17 protein-coding genes are annotated in these 26,009 nt (G+C 61.2%); 10 read left to right on the forward strand and 7 right to left on the reverse strand.

What is annotated here, in order from left to right:
• Positions 1–48 precede the first annotated feature (48 nt).
• Positions 49–3,537 carry a chromosome segregation protein SMC gene (gene smc / locus D8U60_RS20345; RefSeq protein WP_130900778.1) on the reverse strand — a complete coding sequence of 1,163 codons (3,489 nt, stop codon included), beginning with the start codon at positions 3,535–3,537 and terminating at the stop codon, positions 49–51.
• Between the two features lie 2 nt (positions 3,538–3,539).
• Positions 3,540–4,199 (reverse strand): GntR family transcriptional regulator, encoded by a 660-nt coding sequence (locus D8U60_RS20350; protein WP_039763015.1) that lies wholly within the window; start codon positions 4,197–4,199, stop codon positions 3,540–3,542.
• Between the two features lie 268 nt (positions 4,200–4,467).
• On the opposite strand from D8U60_RS20350, the gene xdhA reads away from it, so the two are divergent.
• The 4 genes from xdhA to guaD all read left to right on the forward strand — a co-directional run bounded on the left by xdhA (position 4,468) and on the right by guaD (position 10,610).
• Complete coding sequence (xdhA, locus tag D8U60_RS20355; protein ID WP_130900779.1) at positions 4,468–5,922, forward strand: xanthine dehydrogenase small subunit; 1,455 nt, start codon at positions 4,468–4,470, stop codon at positions 5,920–5,922.
• Positions 5,915–8,308 carry a xanthine dehydrogenase molybdopterin binding subunit gene (xdhB, locus tag D8U60_RS20360; protein WP_130900780.1) on the forward strand — a complete coding sequence of 798 codons (2,394 nt, stop codon included), beginning with the start codon at positions 5,915–5,917 and terminating at the stop codon, positions 8,306–8,308. The genes xdhA and xdhB overlap by 8 nt, the downstream gene beginning before the upstream one ends.
• A 126-nt stretch (positions 8,309–8,434) precedes the next feature.
• Positions 8,435–9,292: a xanthine dehydrogenase accessory protein XdhC gene (gene xdhC, locus D8U60_RS20365; RefSeq protein WP_024012316.1), complete on the forward strand. Its 858-nt coding sequence runs from the start codon at positions 8,435–8,437 to the stop codon at positions 9,290–9,292.
• Between the two features lie 13 nt (positions 9,293–9,305).
• Positions 9,306–10,610, forward strand: coding sequence for a guanine deaminase (guaD, locus tag D8U60_RS20370; RefSeq protein ID WP_122506510.1), 1,305 nt, complete (start codon positions 9,306–9,308; stop codon positions 10,608–10,610).
• 275 nt (positions 10,611–10,885) lie between these two features.
• Here the strand turns inward: guaD and D8U60_RS20375 are convergent, their stop codons facing one another.
• Complete coding sequence (locus tag D8U60_RS20375; protein WP_007918375.1) at positions 10,886–11,650, reverse strand: GntR family transcriptional regulator; 765 nt, start codon at positions 11,648–11,650, stop codon at positions 10,886–10,888.
• 354 nt (positions 11,651–12,004) lie between these two features.
• Between D8U60_RS20375 and D8U60_RS20380 the strand changes: the two genes are divergently transcribed.
• A complete protein-coding gene (locus tag D8U60_RS20380; protein ID WP_130900781.1) occupies positions 12,005–13,195 on the forward strand; it encodes a benzoate/H(+) symporter BenE family transporter in 1,191 nt (396 codons plus the stop codon).
• A gap of 140 nt (positions 13,196–13,335) precedes the next feature.
• Here the strand turns inward: D8U60_RS20380 and D8U60_RS20385 are convergent, their stop codons facing one another.
• Positions 13,336–13,680, reverse strand: a complete 345-nt coding sequence (locus D8U60_RS20385) for a YggL family protein (RefSeq protein ID WP_130900782.1) — start codon at positions 13,678–13,680, stop codon at positions 13,336–13,338.
• 234 nt (positions 13,681–13,914) lie between these two features.
• Here D8U60_RS20385 and dacB point away from each other — a divergent pair, with 234 nt between their 5' ends.
• Positions 13,915–15,375 (forward strand): D-alanyl-D-alanine carboxypeptidase/D-alanyl-D-alanine-endopeptidase, encoded by a 1,461-nt coding sequence (gene dacB / locus D8U60_RS20390; RefSeq protein ID WP_024012313.1) that lies wholly within the window; start codon positions 13,915–13,917, stop codon positions 15,373–15,375.
• A 145-nt stretch (positions 15,376–15,520) separates the two neighbouring features.
• Here the strand turns inward: dacB and D8U60_RS20395 are convergent, their stop codons facing one another.
• Both D8U60_RS20395 and rlmKL read right to left on the reverse strand, forming a co-directional pair.
• A complete protein-coding gene (locus D8U60_RS20395; protein WP_122750995.1) occupies positions 15,521–17,905 on the reverse strand; it encodes a diguanylate cyclase in 2,385 nt (794 codons plus the stop codon).
• Between the two features lie 144 nt (positions 17,906–18,049).
• Entirely contained in the window at positions 18,050–20,320 is a 2,271-nt protein-coding gene (rlmKL, locus tag D8U60_RS20400) for a bifunctional 23S rRNA (guanine(2069)-N(7))-methyltransferase RlmK/23S rRNA (guanine(2445)-N(2))-methyltransferase RlmL (RefSeq protein WP_130900783.1), read from the reverse strand.
• A 530-nt stretch (positions 20,321–20,850) separates the two neighbouring features.
• On the opposite strand from rlmKL, the gene D8U60_RS20405 reads away from it, so the two are divergent.
• Positions 20,851–21,066 carry a ribosome modulation factor gene (locus D8U60_RS20405; protein WP_003223300.1) on the forward strand — a complete coding sequence of 72 codons (216 nt, stop codon included), beginning with the start codon at positions 20,851–20,853 and terminating at the stop codon, positions 21,064–21,066.
• A 256-nt stretch (positions 21,067–21,322) separates the two neighbouring features.
• Here the strand turns inward: D8U60_RS20405 and D8U60_RS20410 are convergent, their stop codons facing one another.
• Entirely contained in the window at positions 21,323–22,345 is a 1,023-nt protein-coding gene (locus tag D8U60_RS20410) for a quinone-dependent dihydroorotate dehydrogenase (RefSeq protein WP_122881602.1), read from the reverse strand.
• A gap of 218 nt (positions 22,346–22,563) precedes the next feature.
• Between D8U60_RS20410 and D8U60_RS20415 the strand changes: the two genes are divergently transcribed.
• The 3 genes from D8U60_RS20415 to D8U60_RS20425 all read left to right on the forward strand — a co-directional run bounded on the left by D8U60_RS20415 (position 22,564) and on the right by D8U60_RS20425 (position 26,009).
• A complete protein-coding gene (locus D8U60_RS20415; protein ID WP_130900784.1) occupies positions 22,564–23,775 on the forward strand; it encodes a CmpA/NrtA family ABC transporter substrate-binding protein in 1,212 nt (403 codons plus the stop codon).
• 15 nt (positions 23,776–23,790) lie between these two features.
• Complete coding sequence (locus D8U60_RS20420; protein WP_007916390.1) at positions 23,791–24,366, forward strand: ANTAR domain-containing protein; 576 nt, start codon at positions 23,791–23,793, stop codon at positions 24,364–24,366.
• Positions 24,367–24,797: 431 nt separating this feature from the next.
• The gene (locus tag D8U60_RS20425; RefSeq protein WP_016773839.1) at positions 24,798–26,009 is read left to right on the forward strand and encodes a nitrate/nitrite transporter; all 1,212 of its coding nucleotides are present in this window, start codon (positions 24,798–24,800) and stop codon (positions 26,007–26,009) included.

Genomic DNA, 26,009 nt, shown 5'->3' on the forward strand with positions numbered 1-26,009 from the left:
ACAAGCCGTCCACTTGCAGCTTGGAGCTTGTAACCTGCAGCTGCGCCGCTAGGCGTCCACCATCGCCATCGCCTCCTCGACATCCACCGCCACCAGTCGCGAACAGCCCGGTTCATGCATCGTCACACCCATCAACTGCTCGGCCATTTCCATGGCGATCTTGTTGTGGGTGATGTAGATGAACTGCACGGTCTGCGACATCTCTTTGACCAGGCGTGCGTAGCGTCCAACGTTAGCGTCATCCAGTGGCGCGTCAACCTCATCGAGCATGCAGAACGGCGCCGGGTTCAACTTGAAGATGGCAAAAACCAGGGCCAGTGCAGTCAGGGCTTTTTCGCCGCCGGAAAGCAAATGGATGGTGCTGTTCTTCTTCCCGGGCGGCTGCGCCATGATCGTCACCCCTGTATCGAGTAGATCTTCGCCCGTCAGTTCCAAATACGCGCGCCCGCCACCGAAAACTTTCGGGAAAAGTGCCTGCAAACCACCGTTGATCTGATCAAAGGTATCTTTGAAACGGTTACGGGTTTCCTTATCGATCTTGCGGATGACGTTTTCCAGGGTCTCCAGCGCCTCGACCAGATCGGCGTCCTGCGCATCCAGATAACGTTTACGCTCCGATTGTTGCGTGTATTCATCGATGGCCGCGAGGTTGATCGCACCCAGGCGCTGAATCCGTGCGTTGATGCGTTCGAGTTCTTCTTCGGCTTCGCGTTCACTGGCTTGTGCGGTCAATGTGGCGAGCACGCCGTTGAGATCGTAGCCATCTTCGAGCAATTGATCCTGCAAAGCCTTGCGCCGTACGGTCAGCGCCTGCCATTCCATGCGTTGTTGTTCGAGCTGGCCGCGAATCAATTGCGATTGCTGCTCGGCCTGGGTGCGGCGTTTTTCCGCGTCGCGCAATTCACGATCGGCGTCTTCCAGGGCGATCTGCGCAGTCTTAAGTTCTTCGTCGACGGTCATGCGCTTGTCGAGCAACTCTTCGAGCTTGAGGCGCAGCTCTTCCAGCGGCGCCTCGCCCTCCTCCAGATTCAGACTCAACTGTTCGCGCTTTTCAGTCAGGCGCTCGGCCTGCATTTCCAGACGTTCCAGCGCCTGGCGCGTGGAGTCGTGCTGGGCGCGCAACGAGCCGAGACGCACGGCCAGTTGATGGGCGTGATCCTTGTGCTGCCGCGCTTCCTGACGCACGCGATCGAGGCGTTCGCGCAGGCTGTCGCGCTGGGCCAGCAGCAACTCGCGCTGCTCGGTGTCGAGCGCCATGGCGTCCAGTGCTTCCTGCAATTGCATGCGCGCTTCGCCGACCTGTTCGTGCTCAAGCTCGCGCTGTTGGGCGAGTTCGACCAGTTCTTCATCGAGACGGGTGCGGCGCAATGTCAGTTGCTCGGCCTTGGCCTTGCCGGCGGACAATTGTGCTTTCAGTTCGCCTTGCTGGCGCGCTTCGTCCTGCAGCAAGCGGCGCAGATGTTCGCGGCCGTTTTCCTGCTGGCGCTGTTGCGCGCGCAGGGTTTGCAGGCGGGTCTCCATGGCCTCGACCGTGGCTTCGCGCTCTTCGCGCTCCAGCTGCAGGTCTTCGATTTCCTGGCCACGGGCGAGCATGCCGCTTTCCGCTTCGCTGGCGCGACGTACACGCAAGAAGTGCCGACCGACCCAATAGCCATCGCGACTGATCAGGCTCTGCCCGGCGCTCAACTGGCCGCGCAAGGCCAGCGCCTGTTCAAGGCTGTCGACCGGTTTGACCTGACCAAGCCACGGCGACAGATCGATCTGCGCCTCGACTTTGTCCAGCAGACTGCCCGCCACCCGCACGCCATCGCTGGCCGGGCTGAGCAGGCGCAGATCGCCCTGGGTGAATCCGGACAGATCGAAGCCGCTGAAATCGTCGACCAGCACCGCTTGCAGATCGGCGCCGAGCACGGTTTCCACCGCCAGTTCCCAACCTGCCTCGACCTTCAGGCCTTCGGCCAGACGCGGACGCTCGGCGAGGTTGTGTTCCTCCAACCATTCGGCGGTGCCGGTGCCCGGATCCAGCGCGGCTTGCTGCAAGGCTTCCAGCGACGCCAAACGACCGTTGAGCCGCTGCAGATCGCCCTGCGCCTGCTGCTGTGCGGTCAACGCTTGCTGTAATTCCTGACGCAGTTGTTCAAGCTTTTCGACTTGCGCTTCTTCGCTGGTCTGTAAATCTTCGAGGGTCGCTTCGGACTCGGCGAGCTGCTCGTTGAGCGCCATGATCGCCGCGTCTTCCGGGTCGGCGGACAGCAACGCGCGCTCTTCAGCGAGACGTTTCTGCCGGTCGGCCAGACGCTCCATGCTGCTTTCCAGCTGCTGGATCCGCGACTGCTGCACTTCAGCCTGACGGCGCGGTTCGGCAGCGGTCAGGTTGAAAGCATCCCACTGCTCCTGCCAGCCGTGCATGGTGGTTTCGGCTTCTTCGAGGGCCGCAGCGGCTTCCTCGGCGGCGGCACTGGTGACTTCCTGCTCGGGGGTGAGCATGTCCAGTTCTTCGCCGAGGGTCAGCAGCAACGTGCGGTCGTGGCCCAGGTGCGACTCGGTTTCCAGACGCGCGCGCTCGGCTTCTTTCAGATCGTCCTGCAACTGGCGCAACCGCTGCTGGCCATGCTGAATGCTCTGCTCGACCCGGGCGATGTCGCCGCCGACCGAATAGAAGCGGCCCTGCACCAGATTGAAGCGCTCGGACAGGTCGTGGTGACCGTCGCGCAGGCGTTCGATGGCCGCATCAGCATTACGCTGTTCAGCGACCAGCGCTTCGAAACTGACTTCCTGATTGCCGATGATCGACTCGCGCTGGCCGACCTGCTCGTTGAGATCCTGCCAGCGCAGGGCCGAAAGTTGCGCCTTGAGCTGACGCTCTTCGGCCTTGAGTTCCTGATACTTTTTCGCCGCCTCGGCCTGACGGTGCAGACGTTCGAGCTGGCGTTCCAGCTCTTCGCGCAGGTCGGTCAGACGGGCGAGGTTTTCGTGAGTGCGGCGGATGCGGTTCTCGGTCTCGCGGCGGCGCTCTTTATATTTCGAGATGCCGGCGGCTTCTTCGATGAAATTGCGCAAGTCTTCGGGCTTGGATTCGATCAGCTTGGAGATCATCCCCTGTTCGATGATCGAGTAGCTGCGCGGGCCGAGGCCGGTGCCGAGGAATATATCGGTGATGTCGCGCCGACGGCATTTGGTGCCGTTGAGATAATAAGTGGTCTGGCTGTCGCGGGTGACTTTGCGGCGAATGGAAATCTCCGCATAGGCGGCGTATTCGCCGAGCAGCGTGCCGTCGGAGTTGTCGAACACCAGTTCGATGCTCGCCTGGCTTACCGGTTTGCGGCTGGTCGAACCGTTGAAGATGACGTCGGTCATCGACTCGCCACGGAGGTTCTTCGCCGAACTTTCGCCCATCACCCAGCGCACGGCGTCGATGATGTTCGACTTGCCGCAACCGTTCGGCCCGACGACCGCCGCCATATTACTGGGGAAGTTCACCGTGGTCGGGTCGACGAAGGATTTGAACCCCGCCAGTTTGATGCACTTCAGCCGCACGCTCAGGCAACCGTCAGCGCAGACACCACCAGATCGCAGCTGCGCTGGGCATACGCCGTGAGCACGATGCGGATCTGCGGCAAATCACGGGCGAGTACGGCGGCGAGCAAGCGTTCGAACAGTTCGAGGAATTCGCTCATTTCCGCCTTGCGCTGTTCGAGGGCGAGGAAATACGCGCGACTCATCGCCGGCTGGAGGTTCTCGACGGTTTCTTGCAGGTACGGATTGTTGGCAAACGGATAGGCGGCGCGCATCACCGCAAAGCTGTCATCGACGAAGCTGCGGATATCGCCGCGTTCGTAATTGGCGGTCAGGCGCTGCTGGATCTGCACGAACGGCGCCATGTCCGACTGCACTTGCCAGCCATTGGCCACCGAATTGCCAAGCAGGATATACAACTCGCTCATCAGCGTGCACAGGCTCTGCACCTTGTGCGGCGTCAGCTCGGTAACGTGGGCGCCACGACGCGGCAGGATCGCGATCAGGTGACGGCGCTCGAGGATCAGCAAGGCTTCGCGGACCGAACCGCGGCTGACGTTGAGCGCCAGCGTGACCTTCTGTTCCTGGATGCGCTCTCCTGGCTTCATTTCGCCACGAATGATGCGTTCGGCGAGGTGGTGAGCGATTTGCTCGGCGAGGCTGTCCGGCGCCTTGAACGTCATGGTTGTCCTTCAAACTCTATCGATCTGCACAAGCGGCGCAGTGTAGCGCAAATGCACGGTCATGGCGGAGTGCCCACTCAGCGGTTTTTGGCACGAATCCCGCAAAAAAGCGCAGTGACCGATGAAGGTCAATACTGAATAGACACGCTGTTGATCGACGAAACGGATTTTCCTGACCTTTAAGTCAGAAAACCATTGACCGAAAAGTCAGACCTGCTAAATTCGGTTCACGTCGGTTAACAACAATAATGAGTCTGCGAGGCCTTCCGTGATCCAGTTTTTACTTAACCAGGAACTCCGTAGCGAGCACGCCCTGGACCCGAATCTGACTGTGCTCAATTACCTGCGCGAACACGTGGGCAAGCCCGGCACCAAAGAAGGTTGCGCCAGCGGTGACTGCGGCGCCTGCACCGTGGTGGTTGGCGAGTTGCAGACCGATGACACGGGGCGTGAACATATTCGCTATCGCAGCCTCAACTCGTGCCTGACTTTCGTCTCGTCGTTGCACGGCAAACAACTGATCAGCGTTGAAGACCTCAAGCACAAAGGCGAACTGCACAGCGTGCAGAAAGCCATGGTCGAGTGCCACGGTTCGCAGTGCGGCTTTTGCACCCCCGGTTTCGTCATGTCGTTGTTCGCCCTGCAAAAGAACAGCGATGCGCCGGATCAGGCCAAGGCTCACGAAGCGCTGGCTGGCAACCTCTGCCGCTGCACTGGCTACCGCCCTATTCTCGCCGCTGCCGAACAATCCTGCTGCGCCAAGCCTGCGGATCAGTTCGACGCCCGCGAAGCCGAGACCATTACCCGCCTCAAGGCCATCGCGCCGACCGATATCGGCGAACTCAACAGCGGCGACAAGCGCTGCCTGGTGCCGCTGACCGTCGCTGACCTAGCCGATCTCTACGACGCTTATCCCCAAGCCCGCCTGCTCGCCGGCGGCACCGATCTGGCGCTGGAAGTCACCCAGTTCCACCGCACCCTGCCGGTGATGATCTATGTCGGTAACGTCGCCGAAATGAAGCGCATCGAAACCTTCGATGACCGCATCGAAATCGGCGCCGCCACCGCCCTCTCCGACTGCTACGAAGCGTTGAATGCCGAGTACCCGGACTTCGGCGAACTGCTGCACCGCTTCGCCTCGTTGCAGATCCGCAATCAAGGCACCCTCGGCGGCAACATCGGCAACGCCTCGCCGATCGGTGACTCGCCACCGCTGCTGATCGCCCTCGGCGCGCAGATCGTGCTGTGCAAAGGCGAAACCCGCCGCACCTTGAACCTGGAAGATTACTTCATCGACTACCGCGTCACCGCGCGTCAGGAAAGCGAATTCATCGAAAAAATCATCGTCCCGCGCGCCAGCGCCGAGCAGTTGTTCCGCGCCTATAAAGTGTCGAAGCGCCTGGACGACGACATCTCCGCCGTCTGCGCTGCCTTCAATCTGCGCGTGGAAAATGGCGTAATCAGCGACGCTCGGGTGGCCTTCGGCGGCATGGCGGCGATTCCGAAACGCGCTGCGCACTGCGAAGCCGTGCTGCAAGGTGCACCGTTCAACAATGCCGTGATCGAACGCGCCTGCGCCGCGCTGGCCGAAGACTTCACACCGCTCTCGGACTTCCGCGCCAGCAAGGAATATCGCCTGCTCAGCGCGCAGAACCTGCTGCGCAAATACTTCATCGAACTGCAAACACCGCACATCGAGACTCGGGTGACCGCTTATGTCTAATCATCACGCCGTAGAGAAGACCCAGGCTGAATTGGCCGAATTGTTCGCCAAGGATCTGACCACCGGTGTCGGCCGCAGCGTCAAGCACGACAGCGCCGCCAAGCATGTGTCCGGTGAAGCGCAGTACATCGACGATCGCCTGGAATTCCCCAACCAGTTGCACCTGTATGCGCGCCTGTCGGACCGCGCCCACGCGAAAATCCTCAGCATTGACACGTCGCCGTGCTACGCCTTCGAAGGCGTGCGCATTGTCATTACCCACGAAGACGTGCCGGGCCTGAAAGACATCGGCCCGCTGATGCCGGGCGACCCGCTGCTGGCCATCGATGACGTGCAGTTCGTCGGCCAGCCGGTGCTGGCAGTCGCGGCGAAAGACCTGGAGACCGCGCGCAAGGCAGCAATGGCGGCGATCATCGAATACGAAGATCTGGAACCGGTGCTCGACGTCGTCGAAGCCCTGCGCAAACGCCATTTCGTGCTCGACAGCCACACCCACCAGCGCGGCGACTCGGCCTCTGCACTGGCCACGGCGGAACACCGTATTCAGGGCACGTTGCACATCGGCGGCCAGGAGCACTTCTATCTGGAGACACAAATCTCCTCGGTGATGCCCACTGAAGACGGCGGCATGATCGTCTACTGCTCGACGCAGAACCCGACCGAAGTGCAGAAACTGGTCGCCGAAGTGCTCGACGTGTCGATGAACAAGATCGTTGTCGACATGCGCCGCATGGGCGGTGGTTTCGGTGGCAAGGAAACCCAGGCCGCGAGCCCGGCGTGCCTGTGCGCGGTGGTCGCGCACCTCACCGGCCAACCGACCAAGATGCGCCTGCCGCGCGTCGAAGACATGCTGATGACCGGCAAGCGCCACCCGTTCTACGTTGAATACGACGTCGGCTTCGACAGCAGCGGCCGTCTGCACGGGATCAACATGGAGCTGGCCGGCAACTGCGGCTGCTCGCCGGACTTGTCTGCTTCGATCGTTGACCGGGCGATGTTCCACTCGGACAACTCTTACTATCTCGGTGATGCAACCATCAACGGCCACCGTTGCAAGACCAACACCGCCTCGAACACCGCTTATCGTGGTTTCGGTGGCCCGCAAGGCATGGTCGCCATCGAAGAAGTGATGGACGCGATTGCCCGGCACCTGAAGCTCGACCCGCTGGCGGTGCGCAAGGCCAACTACTACGGCAAGACCGAGCGCAACGTCACCCACTACTACCAGACCGTCGAGCACAACATGCTCGAAGAGATGACCGCCGAACTGGAAGAAAGCAGCCAGTACGCCGAGCGCCGCGAAGCGATCCGTCGCTACAACGCCAACAGCCCGATCCTCAAAAAAGGTCTGGCGCTGACTCCGGTGAAATTCGGCATTTCCTTCACCGCCAGTTTCCTCAATCAGGCCGGTGCGCTGATCCACATCTACACCGACGGCAGCATCCACCTGAACCACGGCGGTACGGAAATGGGCCAGGGCCTGAATACCAAAGTCGCCCAGGTCGTGGCGGAAGTGTTCCAGGTCGAAATCGAACGTGTGCAGATCACCGCGACCAACACCGACAAAGTGCCGAATACATCGCCGACCGCTGCTTCCAGCGGCGCCGACCTGAACGGCAAAGCCGCGCAGAACGCAGCACAGACCATCAAGCAACGCTTGGTCGAGTTCGCCGCGCGGCACTACAAGGTCAGCGAAGAAGACGTCGAATTCCGCAACGGCCACGTGCGGGTGCGCGAGCAGATTCTGACCTTCGAAGCGCTGATCCAGCAGGCGTATTTCAATCAGGTCTCGCTGTCGAGCACTGGCTTCTACAAGACCCCGAAAATCTATTACGACCGCAGTCAGGCCCGTGGGCGTCCGTTCTATTACTTCGCTTTCGGCGCAGCCTGCTGCGAAGTGATCGTCGATACCCTGACCGGCGAGTACAAGATGCTGCGCACCGACATCCTGCACGACGTCGGCGCCTCGCTGAACCCGTCGATCGACATCGGTCAGGTCGAGGGCGGTTTCGTCCAGGGCATGGGCTGGCTGACCATGGAAGAGCTGGTCTGGAACAACAAGGGCAAGCTGATGACCAACGGCCCGGCCAGCTACAAGATCCCGGCGGTGGCGGACATGCCGCTGGATCTGCGGGTGAAACTGGTGGAAAACCGCAAGAACCCGGAAGACACAGTGTTCCATTCCAAAGCCGTCGGTGAACCGCCGTTCATGCTCGGGATCGCCGCGTGGTGCGCAATCAAGGACGCGGTGGCGAGTCTCGGTGATTATCAGCATCAGCCGAAAATCGACGCGCCAGCCACGCCGGAGCGGGTGTTGTGGGGCTGCGAGCAGATGCGCCAGCTCAAAGCGGTGAAGGCTGTCGAAGCTGAAACCGCGGTTGTTTGATGATCGCTCCCACGCTCTGCGTGGGAATGCAGCCCGCGACGCTCTGCGTCGCATCCTGAACAGCGGACGCGGAGCGTCCAGTGATGCATTCCCACGCAGAGCGTGGGAACGATCTGAGAGGTGTGTATGTACAACTGGATCGACGCCCTCGCCGACCTGCAGAATCAGGGCGAGCCCTGTGTGCTGGTGACGATCATCGAAGAACTCGGCTCGACGCCACGCAACGCCGGCTCGAAAATGGTCGTCAGTGCCGACCGCCTGTTCGACACCATCGGTGGCGGGCATCTGGAATTCAAAGCCATGCAGATCGCCCGCGAGATGCTCGCCAGCGGTAAGCAGGACACCCATCTGGAGCGCTTCAGCCTCGGTGCCAGCCTCGGCCAGTGTTGCGGCGGCGCCACGGTGTTGCTGTTCGAACCGATGGGTCAGGTGCAGGCGCAGATTGCCGTGTTCGGTGCAGGCCACGTCGGTCGCGCCCTCGTGCCGCTGCTGGCCAGCCTGCCCTGCCGGGTGCGCTGGATCGATTCGCGCGAGGCCGAGTTCCCCGAACACATCCCCCACGGCGTGCGTAAAATCGTCAGCGAAGAGCCGGTGGACGAAGTCGATGATCTGCCCGCCGGCAGCTACTGCATCGTCATGACCCACAACCATCAGCTCGATCTGGAACTGACCGCGGCGATTCTCAAGCGCAACGATTTCACCTGGTTCGGCCTGATCGGCTCGAAAACCAAACGCGCCAAGTTCGAACACCGCCTGCGCGATCGTGGTTTCGACCCGAGCGTGGTGCAGCGCATGCGCTGCCCGATGGGCATCGGCGAAGTCAAAGGCAAACTGCCTGTGGAAATCGCCATCTCCATCGCCGGCGAAATCATCGCCACTTACAACGCCAATTTCGGCCAGCACAGCGCCCGCGCCGAACCGATTGCCCGACTGCTGCCCGCCTCGCGCCGCAGTCAGGCCGCCAAACTCAAAGCCTCAAACTGATTAGAGAACCCTCATGCCTCTGACTCGCAAAGCCTACCGCGCCGCCATCCTGCACAGCATCGCCGACCCTGCCGAAGTCGGCATCGAAGCCTCCTATGAATATTTCGAGGACGGCCTGCTGGTGATCGACGATGGCAAGATCAGCGCCCTCGGCCACGCCAGCGAACTGCTGCCAACCCTGCCGGCGGATATCGAGATCAACCATTATCAGGATGCGCTGATCACACCGGGGTTTATCGACACACACATTCACCTGCCGCAGACCGGCATGGTCGGCTCCTATGGCGAGCAACTGCTCGACTGGCTGAACACCTACACCTTTCCGTGCGAAAGCCAGTTTGGTGATAAGGCTCACGCCGACGAAGTGGCGGACATTTTCATCAAGGAACTGCTGCGCAACGGCACCACCACGGCGCTGGTGTTCGGCAGCGTGCACCCGCAATCAGTCAATTCGTTTTTTGAAGCGGCGGAAAAGCTTGATCTGCGCATGATCGCCGGCAAGGTGATGATGGACCGCAATGCCCCGGATTATCTGGTCGATACCGCCGAATCCAGCTACGTCGACAGCAAGGCGCTGATCGAGCGCTGGCACGGCAAGGGCCGCTTGCACTATGCGGTGACACCGCGCTTCGCCCCCACCAGCACCCCGGAACAACTGACCCTCGCCGGGCAATTGCTGACTGAATACCCGGATCTGTATATGCAGACCCACATCAGCGAAAACCTCAAGGAGATCGAGTGGGTCAAGGAGCTGTTCCCGGAGCGCAAGGGCTACCTCGACGTCTACGATCATTACCAATTGCTCGGCGAACGCTCGGTATTCGCCCACGGCGTGCACCTGTGTGACGAAGAATGCGCGCGACTGGCGGAAACCGGCTCGGCGATCTCGTTCTGCCCGACCTCGAACCTGTTCCTCGGCAGCGGCCTGTTCAACCTGCCGATGGCCGAAAAGCACAAGCTCAATGTCGGCCTCGGCACCGACGTCGGCGGCGGTACCAGTTTCTCGCTGCTGCAAACCCTCAACGAAGCCTACAAGGTCATGCAACTGCAGGGCGCGCGGTTGAGCCCGTTCAAGTCGCTGTATCTGGCGACCCTGGGTGGTGCGCGGGCGCTGCGCCTGGAAGACAAGATCGGTAACCTGCAACCGGGTTCGGATGCCGACTTCCTGGTGCTGGATTACAACGCCACGCCGCTGCTGAGTTATCGTTTGAAGCAGTCCAATAACATTGCCGAGACGTTATTTGTGTTGATGACGCTGGGGGATGACCGCACGGTGGCGCAGACGTATGCGGCGGGGGCGCTGGTGCATCAGCGCTAACCTCTTCGCCCTGATCGTTCCCACGCTCTGCGTGGGAATGCAGCCCGTGACGCTCCGCGTCACTGGACGCGGAGCGTCCCTAGAGGCATTCCCACGCAGAGCGTGGGAACGATCATCCCCGGTGGTGTTTACCCCGGGGGATTTTTGATGCCGGTCAGGGAGCTATCGCTGGCAAGCCAGCTCCCACAGGGTTTTGTGGGGTTCACCAAATCTGCGATACACCGAGAAACCTGTGGGAGCTGGCTTGCCAGCGATTGGGGCGACTCGGTTTCAGATCAGAGCTTGGCCGCTGGACGCCCCGGCTTCTTGGTCTGCAACAAATGCGAGAACACCGCATGCAGATCATCCGACGCGCCTTCCTCGTCGAGGTTGAGCTTGCTGTCGATGTGATCCATGTGATGCATCATCAGGTTCACCGCCAGTTCGCCGTCGCGCTTTTCGATGGCGTCGATCAACTGCGTGTGTTCGTCGTACGAGCAATGCGAGCGGTTGCCGCTTTCATACTGGGCGATGATCAGCGAGGTCTGCGACACCAGGCTGCGCTGGAAGCTGATCAACGGTGCGTTCATTGCCGCTTCCGCCAGCTTCAGGTGGAATTCGCCCGACAGTCGAATACCGGCACCACGATCGCCACGGGAGAAGCTGTCGCGCTCGTCGTTGACCATCTGCCGCAGTTCGGCGATCTGCTCGGCAGTGGCATGTTGCACCGCCAGTTCAGTGATCGCCCGCTCGACCAGACGCCGGGCGAGAAACACCTGACGCGCCTCTTCAACGCTCGGGCTGGCGACGACGGCGCCACGGTTCGGCCGCAACAGCACCACGCCTTCATGGGCCAGACGCGACAGTGCGCGGCGAATGATGGTGCGGCTCACCCCGAAGATTTCCCCCAGCGCTTCTTCGCTCAACTTGGTGCCGGGCGCCAGACGCTGTTCGAGGATGGCCTCGAAGATATGCGCGTAGACAATATCGTCCTGGGTTCCGCTGCGGCCGGCTTTGCCTGCTCGCGGTTGTTTCTTGAGGGGTTGCAACTGTTCGTTCATGGGCACTCGAGTCGGGAAAACTGCGGCGAATAGACCGTGACTGTAATACGGCACAGTAGGTCGCTGGCAAGTATCGCGTAAAAAACAGCGCGATTGTACACAATGAATGGTGGCAACACGACTGTACGGCTGTTTGCGCCTGCGGCTGTATTGCAACACTGAGTTACGTTTGAGTTTAGGCTTGATCGCAGAATCCGCCTTCTACGCACAATCCCCTTATGTAGGAGCTGCCGAAGGCTGCGATCTCTTGATCTTGCTTCTTAAAATCAAAGTCAAAAGATCGCAGCCTTCGGCAGCTCCTACAGGGGATGTGTTGTGGCGGACATCTCCATTGGTATAAGGAACACCGCCGTCATGACCGACGCCACCCACGCCCGCCTGCGCCCTCTGGCCGACACTTCGCCTTCCGCCATCGTCGCCGGTTTCATCGCGATGATGACCGGTTACACCAGTTCGCTGGTGCTGATGTTCCAGGCCGGGCAAGCGGCCGGGCTGACCAGCGGACAAATTTCCTCGTGGATCTGGGCGATTTCGATTGGCATGGCGGTGTGTTCGATCGGCCTGTCGCTGCGCTATCGCACACCGATCACCATCGCCTGGTCGACCCCCGGCGCGGCGTTGCTGATCACCAGCCTGGGCGGCGTCAGTTATGGCGAGGCAATCGGCGCCTACATCACCTGCGCGGTGCTGGTGACGATCTGCGGCATGACCGGCAGCTTCGAACGGCTGGTAAAAAAGATCCCGGCCTCTTTGGCGGCAGCTCTGCTGGCAGGGATCCTGTTCAAGATCGGCAGCGAAATCTTCGTCGCCGCGCAACACCGTACCGGTCTGGTGCTGGGGATGTTCTTCACTTATCTGCTGGTCAAGCGCCTGTCACCACGCTATGCCGTGCTCGCGGCGCTGCTGATCGGCACTGCGCTGTCGGGCTTCATGGGGCTGCTGGATTTCAGCGGCTTTCACCTGGAAGTGGCCACCCCGGTCTGGACCACGCCGCACTTCTCCCTGGCCGCGACCATCAGCATCGGCATTCCGCTGTTCGTGGTGGCGATGACCTCGCAGAACATGCCCGGCATCGCCGTGCTGCGTGCCGATGGCTATAACGTCCCGGCCTCGCCACTGATCACCACCACCGGCATTGCCTCGCTGCTGTTGGCGCCGTTCGGCTCCCACGGCATCAACCTCGCGGCGATCAGCGCGGCGATCTGCACCGGCCCGCATGCCCATGAAGATCGCAACAAGCGCTACACCGCAGCGGTGTGGTGCGGGGTGTTCTACGGGATTGCCGGGGTCTTCGGCGCGACGTTGGCGGCATTGTTTGCGGCGTTGCCGAAAGAACTGGTGCTGTCGATTGCCGCGCTGGCGCTGTTCGGCTCGATCATCAATGGCTTGAGCATTGCCATGAACGAGGTGAAGGAACGGGAAGCGGCGTTGATCACCTTCATGGTCACGGCGTCGGGGCTGACACTGTTTTCCATTGGTTCGGCGTTTTGGGGGATTGTGGCGGGGGTTTTGACGCTGGTGATTTTGAATTGGCGTAAAGCCTAGAAGCAAAGATCGCAGCCTCGTTGCACTCGACAGCTCCTACAGGGGATCGCGAACAGGTAGGAGCTGACGAGTGAAACGAGGCTGCGATCTTTTGATCCACGAAAAAAAACGGCGACCCGAAGGTCGCCGTTTTTTCAGTATCACTTAGCCGCGTTGATCGGCTTTTCCGGATACCACACGTCCAGCAGCGGGCTGACTTCGTACTTGGTCAGCTCGGAGCGGTTTTTCAGCCAGGCTTCAACGGCAGCGCGCTGCTCTTCGTTGACCGAGCCACGCTTCTGCAGGCACACCAGACCGAAGTCGTCGCCGCCAACATAACCCAGACCGTTGGCTTCCATGGCTTCTTTGAGGAACGCGTCGAGGAAAGCATCAATGGCTTCATCAGCCAAATCTTCTTTGAAATCCAGGTTCAGTTCGAAACCCAGCTCTTGAAATTCATCAACGCACAGTTTTTTGCGCAGACGCTGGGAACGGTTAGTCGCCATTGGAACAATCCTCTTAAGTAATAACGGCCGGCACTTTACCAGTTTAAGCCGGCGATTGCCCGACTCTCTGGTCGCTGCGGCTGACCGCCTGTAAAAAAATAAGCGATTGGCCGGTCGCGACACGGCACAAGCTGTTACAGCTTGGGGCATAATGCCGACACTTTCATGACCACTGAGGGCCTTTTCATCCATGTCCTCGTCTTTTTTCCCCTCTTTTGCAGGGTTTTATTGCATATGATCAAATCGTTGCGTCCACTGTTTCTCGCCGGCCTTCTTCTGCCTCTGGCCCTGCCTGTCTCCGCTGCCACCATCAACACTTCCCTCACCCCGAACGTCGAAAAAGCCCTCAAGGCCAGCAAGTTGCAGCCCACTGCGCTGTCGCTGGTGATGGTGCCGCTCGACGGTCCGGGCACGCCGACCGTGTTCAACGCCGACGTCTCGGTCAATCCGGCCTCGACAATGAAACTGGTCACCACTTACGCGGCGCTGGAAATGCTCGGCCCCAACCATCAGTGGAAAACCGAGTTCTACACCGACGGCGACCTGAGCGGCGGCATTCTCAACGGCAACCTCTACCTCAAGGGTGGCGGTGACCCGAAGCTGAACATGGAGAAACTCTGGCTGTTGATGCGCGACCTGCGCGCCAACGGCGTGACCCAGATCACCGGCGACCTGATCCTCGACCGCAACTTCTTCGTGCAGCCGCAATTGCCGGAATTCAACGATGACGGCAACGACGACAACAAGCCGTTCCTGGTCAAGCCCGACTCATTGCTGGTCAACCTCAAGGCCCTGCGCTTCGTCGCGCGCAATGACGGTGGCCGCGTACTGATTTCGGTTGAGCCGCCGATTGCCAGCATTCGTATCGAAAACACCGTCAAGGCGCTGCCGTCCAAGCAATGCACCGGCGGCGTGCGCTACAACCCGGTGCCGCAGGCCGATGGCAGCGTGACCGTAACCGTCGGCGGCCAGTTGGGCGAAGGCTGCAGTTCGCAGACCTACCTGTCGTTGCTCGACCACGCGACCTACACCGCCGGCGCCGTGCGGGCGATCTGGAAGGAGCTGGGTGGCAGCATCCAGGGCAAGGATCGTCTGGCACCGACGCCGAGCGGCGCCAAACTGCTCGCCCGCGCGTACTCGCCGGATCTGGCCGAGATCATCCGCGACATCAACAAATACAGTAACAACACCATGGCCCAGCAGCTGTTCCTCAGTCTTGGCCAGCGTTTCCGCAACGATGCCGACGGTGACGACGCCCGGGCTGCGCAACGCGTGGTGCGTCAGTGGCTGGCGAAGAAAGGCATCACCGCGCCGCATCTGGTGATGGAGAACGGCTCCGGTCTGTCGCGGGCCGAGCGGGTCAGCGCGCGTGAGATGGCCAACATGCTGCAGGCCGCCTGGCACAGCCCGTACGCCGCCGAATACATCAGCTCGCTGCCGATTGCCGGTACCGACGGCACCATGCGCAAACGCCTGAAAACCACGGCGATGCGCGGCGAAGCCCACGTCAAGACCGGCACCCTGAACACCGTGCGCGCGATCGCCGGTTTCAGCCGTGATGTGAATGGCAATACCTGGGCGGTAGTGGCGATCCTCAACGACAAGGCCCCGTTCGGCGCCTCGTCGGTGCTCGATCAGGTGCTGCTGGATCTGTACAAACAGCCGAAACTGCCGCAGACCGCTTCGGTGCTGTAACCCAATCCAAGCCACACCACAAAACCCTGTGGGAGCTGGCTTGCCAGCGATAGCGGACTGTCAGTCACCGAATATGCTGACTGGAATAACCCTATCGCTGGCAAGCCAGCTCCCACAGGTTTGTGGTGTATCGAGCATCAGCGGCTCAGCTCATCTCCCGCTCAACCCGATCCCGGCCATTCTGCTTCGCCGCGTAAACCCCTGAGTCAGCGCGCAGCAACAGCGCATCTGCGCCCTCCCCCGGGCGCCAGCTGGCGATGCCGAAACTCGCGGTGACCAAGCCGACCACGTCCACCGGCGCGCTACGCAAACCTTCCCACAACTCCATCGCCAGCATGTAGGCGTGTTCGCCGTCGATGTCCGGGCACAGCACCATGAACTCTTCACCGCCCAAACGGCAGAACACGTCGGTGCGGCGCAGGCGATGGCCGATCCGCTCGCAGACTGCCTGCAGCACGCGGTCGCCGACGGCGTGGCCGAACTGATCGTTGATGCGTTTGAAGTGGTCGATGTCGAGCATGATCACCGACAACTCACCGCCGCCACGCTCGACCCGGGCCATTTCGGTGGTCAGGCGTTCCTGGAAATAGCGGCGGTTGTGAATGCCGGTCAGCGAGTCGGTGATCGACAACGCGCGCAATTCCTCTTCCACGCGCTTGAGATCGGAGATATCCGAGATATAACCGTGCCACAGCACTCCGCCGCCCGGCAGCTCTTCCGGTGTCGCCTCGCCGCGCACCCAGCGCAGACCGCGCTCGGGCAGTTGCACGCGGTACTCCTCGCGCCAAGGACTGAGGTTTTCCGCCGATTCGCGGATCGAGCTGCGCACGCGAATCGCATCCTGCGGGTGGATACGACTGAAGATCGCCTCGGAGTCGAGCAGCAGCACATCCGGCTCCAGCTCGTAGATTTCGCGGATGCCATCGCTGGCGTAGATCACGCTGAAGCGTCCGTCGAATTCCATCTTGAATTGGTAGATGCCACCGGGAACATGGGCGCTGAGTTTCTTCAGCAATGTGTCGCGTGCTGCCAGCACTTCGTGCACGCGTTTGCGCTCGGTGATGTCGATGCAGATCGCCAGATGACCGACCCACAGGCCTTGTTCGTCAAGCACCGGGGTGGCGAGCATGTTCACCGGCAGATGACTGCCGTCGCTGCGCACCAGCGTCCACTCGCGCGCTTCATGGCCGCCGACCTCGCCGCCCTCGACCAGCATCGCGTGGCAAGTCGGAATGCTTTTGCCGTAGCGCGCACTCAACTCGGCCGAACGCGCCGCCAGTTCCCGTGGTAAATGCAGGTTCTCCAGGGTCATGCGCCCAACGACTTCGGCGCTGCTGTAGCCGAGCATTTGCTCGGCGCCGGGGTTGAAGGTGTTGATCACCCCGCGCAGGTCGGTGGCAATGATCGCGACCTGAGTGGCGGCATTCAGAACGCCGCGCAGTTGACCGTGGGTGCCGCGCAATTCCTGCTCGCGCTCGTGCAACTCCTGGGTGCGCACCTCGACCAGGCGCACCGCGCGCTGGCGCTGGCTGACCAGCACGTAAAGCAAGGCGCTGAGCAGCGCGCTGAGCAAGCCGCCCAGAATGATCACGCTGCCCACCGACGAATGGTTGGCCTGCATGAACGCTTCGCTCGGCAGGATATCGACCTGATAGTCGTGGTCGGCCATGCGCAGCAAGCGCGTCGCCGCCAGATCGCCGGGCACCGCCTCGTTGCTCGATTCGAACAGCGCTTCGTGCTGATCCTGGGTCGACAGGTCGAGAATGCGCACCGACAGATAATCGTGCAGGGCATCGGGCAATCCGTCGGCGAGCAACTGGCGCATGCTGATCACCGCCATCACATAGCCGAACGGCTGCGACTCTCCAGCGCGACTGACCGGCGCCAGCAGCAGCACACCACGCGCGTACGACGGCTCGATCCCGACCAGATGCATAGGTTGCGACACCGCCATGCTGCCGAGCTGGTCGGCGCGTTGCAGGGTTTCGCGGCGCAAGGGTTGGGCGAGCAAGTCGTAGCCCAGCGGTGGCGCCAGTCGGCTTTGGGTTTGCGTGTAGAGCACCGGCACGTATTCGTCGCGCGGCGCCGCCAGTTGCAATTCGCCTTTGGCGTCCAGTTCGCGAATGGTGAACTCGCTCAGGCCCTCATCACGCACCTGCTGTTCGAACGCGGTCCGTTCGGCACCGCTGACTCGCGGCGCGTAGGTATAGGCTTGGGTGCGCAGCAATAAGGGTCGAGAGTAACCATCGAACTCAGCGCGGGACACCGATTCGGAGTTGGCGAAGAACCGCCGCAGACCATCGAGACGTTGCTCCTGATCCTGAAAACGTTCGGCGATGCGGCTGTAGCGTTCATTGGCCAGCAGTTGAAAGCGCTGACGCGATTGTTGCTGAAACTGGTTGAAGGTGCCCCATGCGAGCAGCCCGGTGAGAATCCCGCCGGCGAGCAATACCAACAGCGCGACCAGCCAGGCTGAAACGTCTTCGCTGATGAAACCGAGGATTTTCGGGCGCACGGGGTGCAACGGCATAAGCACGACTCACTCCGCCAGATTTGCGGGAAAACCCCATTGGCGGTGTGTGAGTTATAGCTATTAGCCACTAATTTAGCCAGCACCGCTGGATCCCCCGAGCCGTTAAAAATCAAGGCTCTGTGGATCCAACCAGTGAAAGCGTCAACGAGCCGTGATTTTCCAGGCGCGGTGGATCTTGGTATTGCGGGCGAAATCCGGATCAATGGTCTGCGCGCTGATTTCCTCGACCGCATAACGCTCGGCGAGGTTTTCCTCCAACTGGAACTTGCGGAAGTTGTTGGAGAAATACAGCACGCCACCCGGTGCCAGCCGCGCCATCGCCAAGTCGATCAACTGCACCTGATCGCGCTGCACATCGAAGATGCCTTCCATGCGCTTGGAGTTGGAGAACGTCGGCGGGTCGATGAAGATCAGGTCGTATTCGTCGCGACTGCTTTCCAGCCACGCCATCACATCGCCCTGCTCCAGACGGTTCTTGTCCGAGAAACCGTTCAGCGACAAGTTGCGCCGCGCCCAGTCCAGATAGGTTTTCGACAGGTCGACGCTGGTGGTGCTGCGCGCGCCACCCCTGGCCGCGTGCACGCTGGCGGTCGCGGTGTAGCAGAACAGATTGAGGAAGCGTTTGCCGGCCGCCTCTTTCTGGATGCGCATGCGCATCGGCCGGTGATCGAGGAACAGGCCGGTGTCGAGGTAGTCGGTGAGGTTGACCAGCAACTTCACGCCACCTTCATTGACCTCGACGAACTTGCCCTGCGCCGCCTGACGCTCGTACTGCCTGGTGCCGCTCTGCCGCTCGCGGCGCTTGACCACCACGCGGTTCTTGTCGACGTTCAACGCCTGCGGAATGGCCGCCAGCGCATCGAACATGCGCGCCGAGGCTTTTTCCGGGTCGATGGATTTCGGCGCGGCGTATTCCTGAACGTGCACCCAGTCGTGGTACAGGTCGATGGCCATCGCGTATTCCGGCATGTCGGCATCATAGACGCGGTAGCAATCGATGCCTTCGCGCTTGACCCACTTGCCCATCGCCTTGAGATTTTTCTGCAAGCGATTGGCAAACATCTGCCCGCCTTCGCTCAGGCGCGGCTGTTCGATCACTGGCGCCGGGGCCGGCGTCGGCTTGATCGGGTTGCCGTTCTTGTTGAACTTGCGCTCTTGCGGCTCGTCCGGGGTCTGGTCGTAAGCCGCTTGCTCGCGCTCGGCCTGACGCTGTTCCGGAGTGCGGCGCTCGCCAGTGACGAACTGATCCGGCAAAACCTTGATCAGCAGCAGTTTGCACGGCAGCGCGCCGTTCCAGAACGAATACTGCTTATGGCTGCGGATACCCATGCGCTTGCCCAGATCCGGGGCGCCGGTGAACACCGCCGCTTCCCAGTTCAGGCAGGCCTGACGCAGACGCTCGCCGAGGTTCTGGTAGAGATACAGCAGGCTGGCTTCGTCACCGAGACGCTCGCCGTACGGCGGGTTGCAGATGACCAGACCTTTCTGGTTCTGATCCGGGCGCGGCTCGAAGGTCGCCACTTCGCCCTGGTAGATCTTGATCCACTCGCTGAGGCCGGCACGTTCAACGTTGTTGCGGCCTGGCTGAATCAATCGTGGATCGGCTTCGTAACCGCGAATCCACAGCGGCGGTTTGGCCAGACCGGCGGCGGCACGCTCGACGGCTTCTTCATGGAGTTTTTTCCACAGTGCCGGCACGTGACCGAGCCACGCGGTAAAGCCCCACTGCTCGCGACGCAGGTTCGGCGCCATGTCGGCGGCAATCATCCCGGCTTCGACGAGAAACGTACCGACACCGCACATCGGGTCAGCCAGTGCGCCACCTTCGGCGGCAATTCGCGGCCAGCCGGAACGGATGAGGATTGCCGCCGCGAGGTTTTCCTTCAGCGGCGCCGCGCCCTGCTGCAAGCGATAGCCACGCTGGTGCAGGCTGTGGCCGGACAGGTCGAGGGACAGAATCGCTTCGCCGCGATCCAGACGCAGGTGAATGCGCAGGTCCGGGTTGAGTTTGTCGATGGATGGACGATCGCCCTGTGGCGTGCGCAGTTTGTCGACGATGGCATCTTTGACTTTCAGCGCGCCGAAGTGGGTGTTGTCGATGCCCGAGCCGTGGCCGCTGAATTCGACGGCCAGGGTGCCGTCGCTGAGCATGTGATCCTGCCAGTCGATGTCGAGCACGCCGTGGTAGAGGTCTTCGGCGTCCTTCATCGGGAAACGCTTGAGCACCAGCAACACCCGGTTGGCCAGACGCGACCAGAGGCACAGGCGATAAGCGGTTTCCATGGTCGCCATGCCACGCACGGCGGAGGTGTGCTCGCGCGCTTCTTCAAGGCCAAGCCCGACGGCTTCCTCGATGAGCAGGCCTTCAAGGCCTTTGGGGCAAGTGAGGAAGAGTTCGAAACGATCGGACATGGTAATTCCAGAGCCTTTGGCTAGTGGGCCGGCAACGCATTGCCGACCCGGTTTTCAATCAGGCGCTTTTCTGAAAGAGCGCCCGCGTGGCACGAAGGTGTGCCGTTCCATCCCCGCTGCTCGGGTTAAAAGAGCTTAGATGCCGGGACAGATAAAAAAGTTGGTGCAACAAAAAGACTGAAAGCGACCCTTCGTCGAATATTACCCAAGCGCAAACGTGGGTCATTCTCACTAAAGGATTAACCCCCTAAGTCAGCGGGGCGCCGATCATACCGGGGTTTGCGCATTGAACGTTGAATAAATACGCGGTTACTTATCGCCATAGCATCCTTTACGTTACGTGCTTATGACAAAACGATCATTCCCTCGGTGTGACTCATTGGTTAGAACTGAGCACAGGTTGACGTCGCAACGGCGTCAACACCTTGGCTCGCCACGCCGGCAGCGAGCCGCACGATGGCAGGTTTTTTCTGCCAGACCTCAATTGAGGTCAACGCGACACTACAGTCAACAAGTGAGGGAAACACCCTATGAGAAGACTTAAGCGTGATCCGTTGGAAAGAGCATTTTTGCGCGGATATCAATATGGCGTTGGTGGCAAATCCCGTGAGCTTTGCCCATTTACTCTACCGTCGGTACGTCAAGCCTGGATCAACGGCTGGCGAGAAGGACGCGGCGACAACTGGGACGGTATGACCGGCACTGCGGGAATCCACAGACTCAACGAACTTCACGCCGTCGGCTGACACAGGGCATTTATTCCGACACGACAATCTGAATTTGCAATGAATTAACCACGCACGTCCTTCCCGGACGGCGGGCTACGGCCCAGGGGCTCCTTCGAGGAGCCCTTTTTAATACCTGCATTTTTGTGCCGAGCACATAACCCGTAGGAGCTGCCGAAGGCTGCGATCTTTTGATCTTTTCAAATCAAGATCAAGATCAAGATCAAGATCAAGATCAAAAGATCGCAGCCTTCGGCAGCTCCTACAGGGACCGGTGTTATTTTCGCAACGCGGCGATCGCATCCACCGATTCACGAATCAGCGCCGGGCCTTTGTAGATGAAGCCCGAATAGATCTGCACCAGGCTTGCACCGGCCGTGATCTTCTCCGCCGCATGTTTACCTTCGGTAATCCCGCCCGCAGCAATGATCGGCAAACGCCCGGCCAATTCGCCCGCCAGCACTTTCACGGTATGGGTGCTCTTTTCACGCACCGGCGCACCCGACAGACCGCCCGCCTCGTCGCCATGCTCCATGCCTTCGACGCCGACACGACTCAAAGTCGTATTGGTGGCGATCACCGCATCCATGCCGGTTTCGATCAACGCCTGGGCGACCTGCGCAGTTTCTTCGTCGGTCATGTCCGGCGCGATCTTGATCGCCAGCGGCACATGCTTACCGTGACGCAGAGCCAGTTCGGCGCGGCGCGTGGCCAGATCCGCAAGCAATTGCTTGAGCGAGTCGCCGAACTGCAGGCTGCGCAGGCCCGGGGTGTTCGGCGAGCTGACGTTGACGGTGACGTAGCTGGCGTGGGCGTAAACCTTGTCCAGGCAGATCAGGTAATCGTCGACCGCACGCTCGACCGGGGTGTCGAAATTCTTGCCGATGTTGATGCCCAGCACGCCCTGGTATTTCGCCGCAGCGACCCGCGCCAGCAGGTTGTCCACACCAAGGTTGTTGAAACCCATGCGGTTGATGATCGCCTCGGCTTCCGGCAGGCGGAAGATTCGTGGTTTCGGGTTACCCGGCTGCGGACGCGGGGTCACGGTGCCGATTTCGACAAAACCGAAACCCAGTTGCGCAAAGCCATCGATGGCCGCGCCGTTCTTGTCCAGACCTGCCGCCAGCCCCACCGGGTTCGGAAATTCGAGCCCCATGACGGTCACCGGCATTTTCGCCGGTGCCTTGCACAGCAAGCCGTTGAGGCCCAAACGTCCACCCGCGCCGATCAGATCCAGCGACAGATCGTGGGAGGTTTCCGGGGAAAGTTTGAACAACAGCTGACGGGCCAGGGTGTACATGGGCGGCAATGACTCGGGCGGCGAAAAGAGGCGGCGATTATAGCCGGGCATCGTCCCCCGGCGCGAGGCGCCTGCGCGAATCAGGCGACTGGCATATGCCTTGCACCACCCCGCTCATCAGTCTGCCGACCAATGACGGCGCGCAGGCCAGGACAATGGCGTCGTCCCCGGGTTTTGCCTGCGCAGAATCCGGGACGACGTTTTTTTTGAGGTAGCGTATGAACGAAACGTCCTTGGGGCCGCTGGCCTGGGTCAATGGCAGCGATGCGCCGGAAAAGAGCGCGATCAATCTCGGCTTCATGGCGCTGAGCGACTGCGCCTCGGTGGTGGTCGCCGCCACCCAGGGCTTCGCCCAGCCCTACGGCCTGACGCTGAACCTCAAACGTCAGGCCTCATGGGCCAACCTGCGCGACAAACTGGTCAGCGGCGAACTGGATGCCGCGCACAGCCTGTACGGACTGATTTACGCGGTGCACCTGGGCATCGGCGGCGTCGCCCCGACCGACATGGCAGTGCTGATGGGCCTGAACCAGAATGGCCAGAGCCTGAACCTGTCCCATGGTTTGCAACAGGCTGGCGTGAACAGTCCTGAAGCGCTCGATCAGCATGTGCACCAAAGCCGCGCAAAACTGACCTTCGCCCAGACCTTCCCCACCGGCACCCATGCGATGTGGCTTTATTACTGGCTGGCGAGCCAGGGCATTCATCCGTTGCAGGACGTCGACAGCGTGGTGGTGCCGCCGCCGCAAATGGTTGCGCACCTGCAAGCCGGGCGCATCGACGGCTTTTGCGTCGGCGAACCGTGGGCGGCCAGCGCCGTGCAGCAGGATCTCGGTTTCACCCTGGCGACCAGCCAGAGCATCTGGCCCGACCACCCGGAAAAAGTCCTCGGCTGCACCCGCGAATTCGTCGAGCAATATCCCAACACCGCGCGGGCGCTGGTCATGGCCATTCTTGAGGCCAGTCGCTTCATCGAAGAAAGCCCGGAAAACCGCCGCAGTACCGCGCTATTACTGAGCGCTACCGAATACCTCGACACCCCCGCCGCGTGCATCGAGCCGCGTTTCATGGGCGACTACGCCGACGGCCTCGGTAATCGCTGGCAGGATCCGCATGCGCTGCGTTTTCATGGCGATGGCGAGGTCAATCTGCCCTACCTTTCCGACGGCATGTGGTTCATGACCCAGTTCCGTCGCTGGGGTCTATTGCGCGAGGATCCGGATTATCTGGCCGTCGCCCGCCAGGTTCAGCGTCTGGATCTGTACCGCGAGGCAGCGAGCGCTGTCGGTATTGCGGCTTCGCACGCCGACCTGCGCAGCAGCCTGTTGCTCGACGGCAAGGTCTGGGACGGCAGCGATCCGGCGGGCTATGCGCGCAGTTTCAAGCTGCATGCCCTGAACGACACCGCCCCCCTTCTCGCCCGCCGCTGACAGGAGACCGCGAACATGTTGCGCATTCTGCTGATCAACGACACCGCGAAAAAAGTCGGACGCCTGAAAGCGGCGCTGACCGAGGCCGGCTTCGAAGTGATCGACGAGTCCGGCCTGACCATCGACCTGCCGGCGCGCGTCGAAACGGTGCGCCCGGACGTGATCCTGATCGATACCGAGTCACCGAGCCGCGATGTCATGGAGCAAGTGGTGCTGGTCAGCCGCGACCAGCCCCGGCCGATCGTGATGTTCACCGACGAACATGACCCGGGGGTGATGCGTCAGGCGATCAAGTCCGGGGTCAGTGCCTACATCGTCGAAGGCATTCACGCACAACGGTTGCAGCCGATTCTCGATGTGGCGATGGCGCGCTTCGAGAGTGACCAGGCCCTGCGCGCGCAATTGCAGGCCCGTGACCAGCAACTGGCCGAGCGCAAGCGCATTGAACTGGCCAAGGGTTTGCTGATGAAGATGAAGGACTGCAACGAGGAAGAGGCCTATACGCTGATGCGCCGCCAGGCGATGAGCCGCCAGCAGAAGCTGATTCAGGTGGCGGAGCAGATCATTGCCATGAGTGAGTTGCTGGGCTGAAATTTTCGCTGCAAATCAAGAGCCCCTCACCCTAGCCCTCTCCCGGAGGGAGAGGGGACCGACCGCGTTGTCTTGCGCTGTCCGCCGACCTGAACGACCGAGTCGATTATGGATTCACTCGAAATCGTTCAGATCGGCAAATGATTCGGCCATCCCCCGCTCGGTTCCCTCTCCCTCTGGGAGAGGGCTAGGGTGAGGGGCTTTTGCTTTTCAGCTGTTGGCACAAATCTCGCTAAGTAAACCGCACAGGTAACCAACGGCGGTTGCCCCACCTACGACAAAGACGTCGCTCACCCCGTTCGCCCCTCGGCGAATCAGGTAGCGGCGTTTTTGCGTTTTGGCCCCACAGAGCGGGGCCGGTGGTGCGGCCGTGAGGCGCTCCACCTGCTGTGCATGACTCCTTTCGAGACTCTTTTCAGCCGAGGTGCGCGATGAATTCAAGCTTCTGGAAATCCGGCCATACCCCGACCCTGTTCGCGGCCTTCCTGTATTTCGACCTGAGCTTCATGGTCTGGTACCTGCTCGGCCCGCTGGCGGTGCAGATTGCCGCCGACCTGCACCTGACCACCCAGCAACGCGGCCTCGTCGTCGCCACGCCGATTCTCGCCGGCGCGGTGTTGCGCTTCGCCATGGGCATGCTCGCTGATCGCTTGTCGCCCAAGACCGCCGGGCTAATCGGCCAGGTCATCGTCATCTGCGCGCTGTTCGGCGCCTGGAAACTCGGCATCCACAGTTATGAACAGGCGCTGATCCTCGGTCTGTTTCTTGGTATGGCCGGCGCGTCGTTCGCCGTGGCCCTGCCGCTGGCCTCGCAGTGGTACCCGCCAGAGCACCAAGGCAAAGCCATGGGCATCGCCGGCGCCGGCAACTCCGGCACCGTGTTCGCCGCGCTGCTGGCGCCAGTGATTGCCGCCGCGTTCGGCTGGAGCAATGTCTTCGGTTTCGCCCTGATCCCGCTGGTTTTGACCTTGGTGCTGTTCGCCCTGTTGGCAAAAAATGCCCCGCAGCGGCCAAAACCTAAAGCCATGGCCGACTACTTCAAGGCCCTCGGTGATCGCGACAGTTGGTGGTTCATGTTTTTCTACAGCGTCACCTTCGGCGGCTTCATCGGCCTGGCCAGCGCCCTGCCCGGTTACTTCAACGATCAATACGGTCTGAGCCCGGTAACCGCCGGCTACTACACCGCTGCCTGCGTGTTCGGCGGCAGCCTGATGCGGCCATTGGGTGGCGCGCTGGCCGATCGCTTCGGCGGCATCCGCACCTTGCTGGCGATGTACACCGTCGCTGCCATCTGCATCGCAGCGGTGGGCTTCAATCTGCCAAGTTCCTACGCGGCGCTGGCGCTTTTCGTCTGCACCATGCTCGGCTTGGGCGCGGGCAACGGTGCGGTTTTCCAACTGGTGCCGCAGCGTTTTCGTCTGGAGATCGGCGTGATGACCGGGCTGATCGGCATGGCCGGCGGTATCGGCGGCTTCGCCCTCGCGGCCGGCATGGGCGCGATCAAGCAAAGCACCGGCAGCTATCAATTGGCGCTGTGGTTGTTCGCCAGCCTCGGTGTGTTGGCGTGGTTTGGCTTGCACGGCGTCAAGCGTCGCTGGAGAACCACCTGGGGTTCGGCGGCAGTAACGGCGGCGCGGGTCTGA

The sequence above is a fragment of the Pseudomonas sp. Sample_11 genome (genome assembly GCF_004307505.1).
GTDB classification, from domain to species: domain Bacteria; phylum Pseudomonadota; class Gammaproteobacteria; order Pseudomonadales; family Pseudomonadaceae; genus Aquipseudomonas; species Aquipseudomonas atacamensis.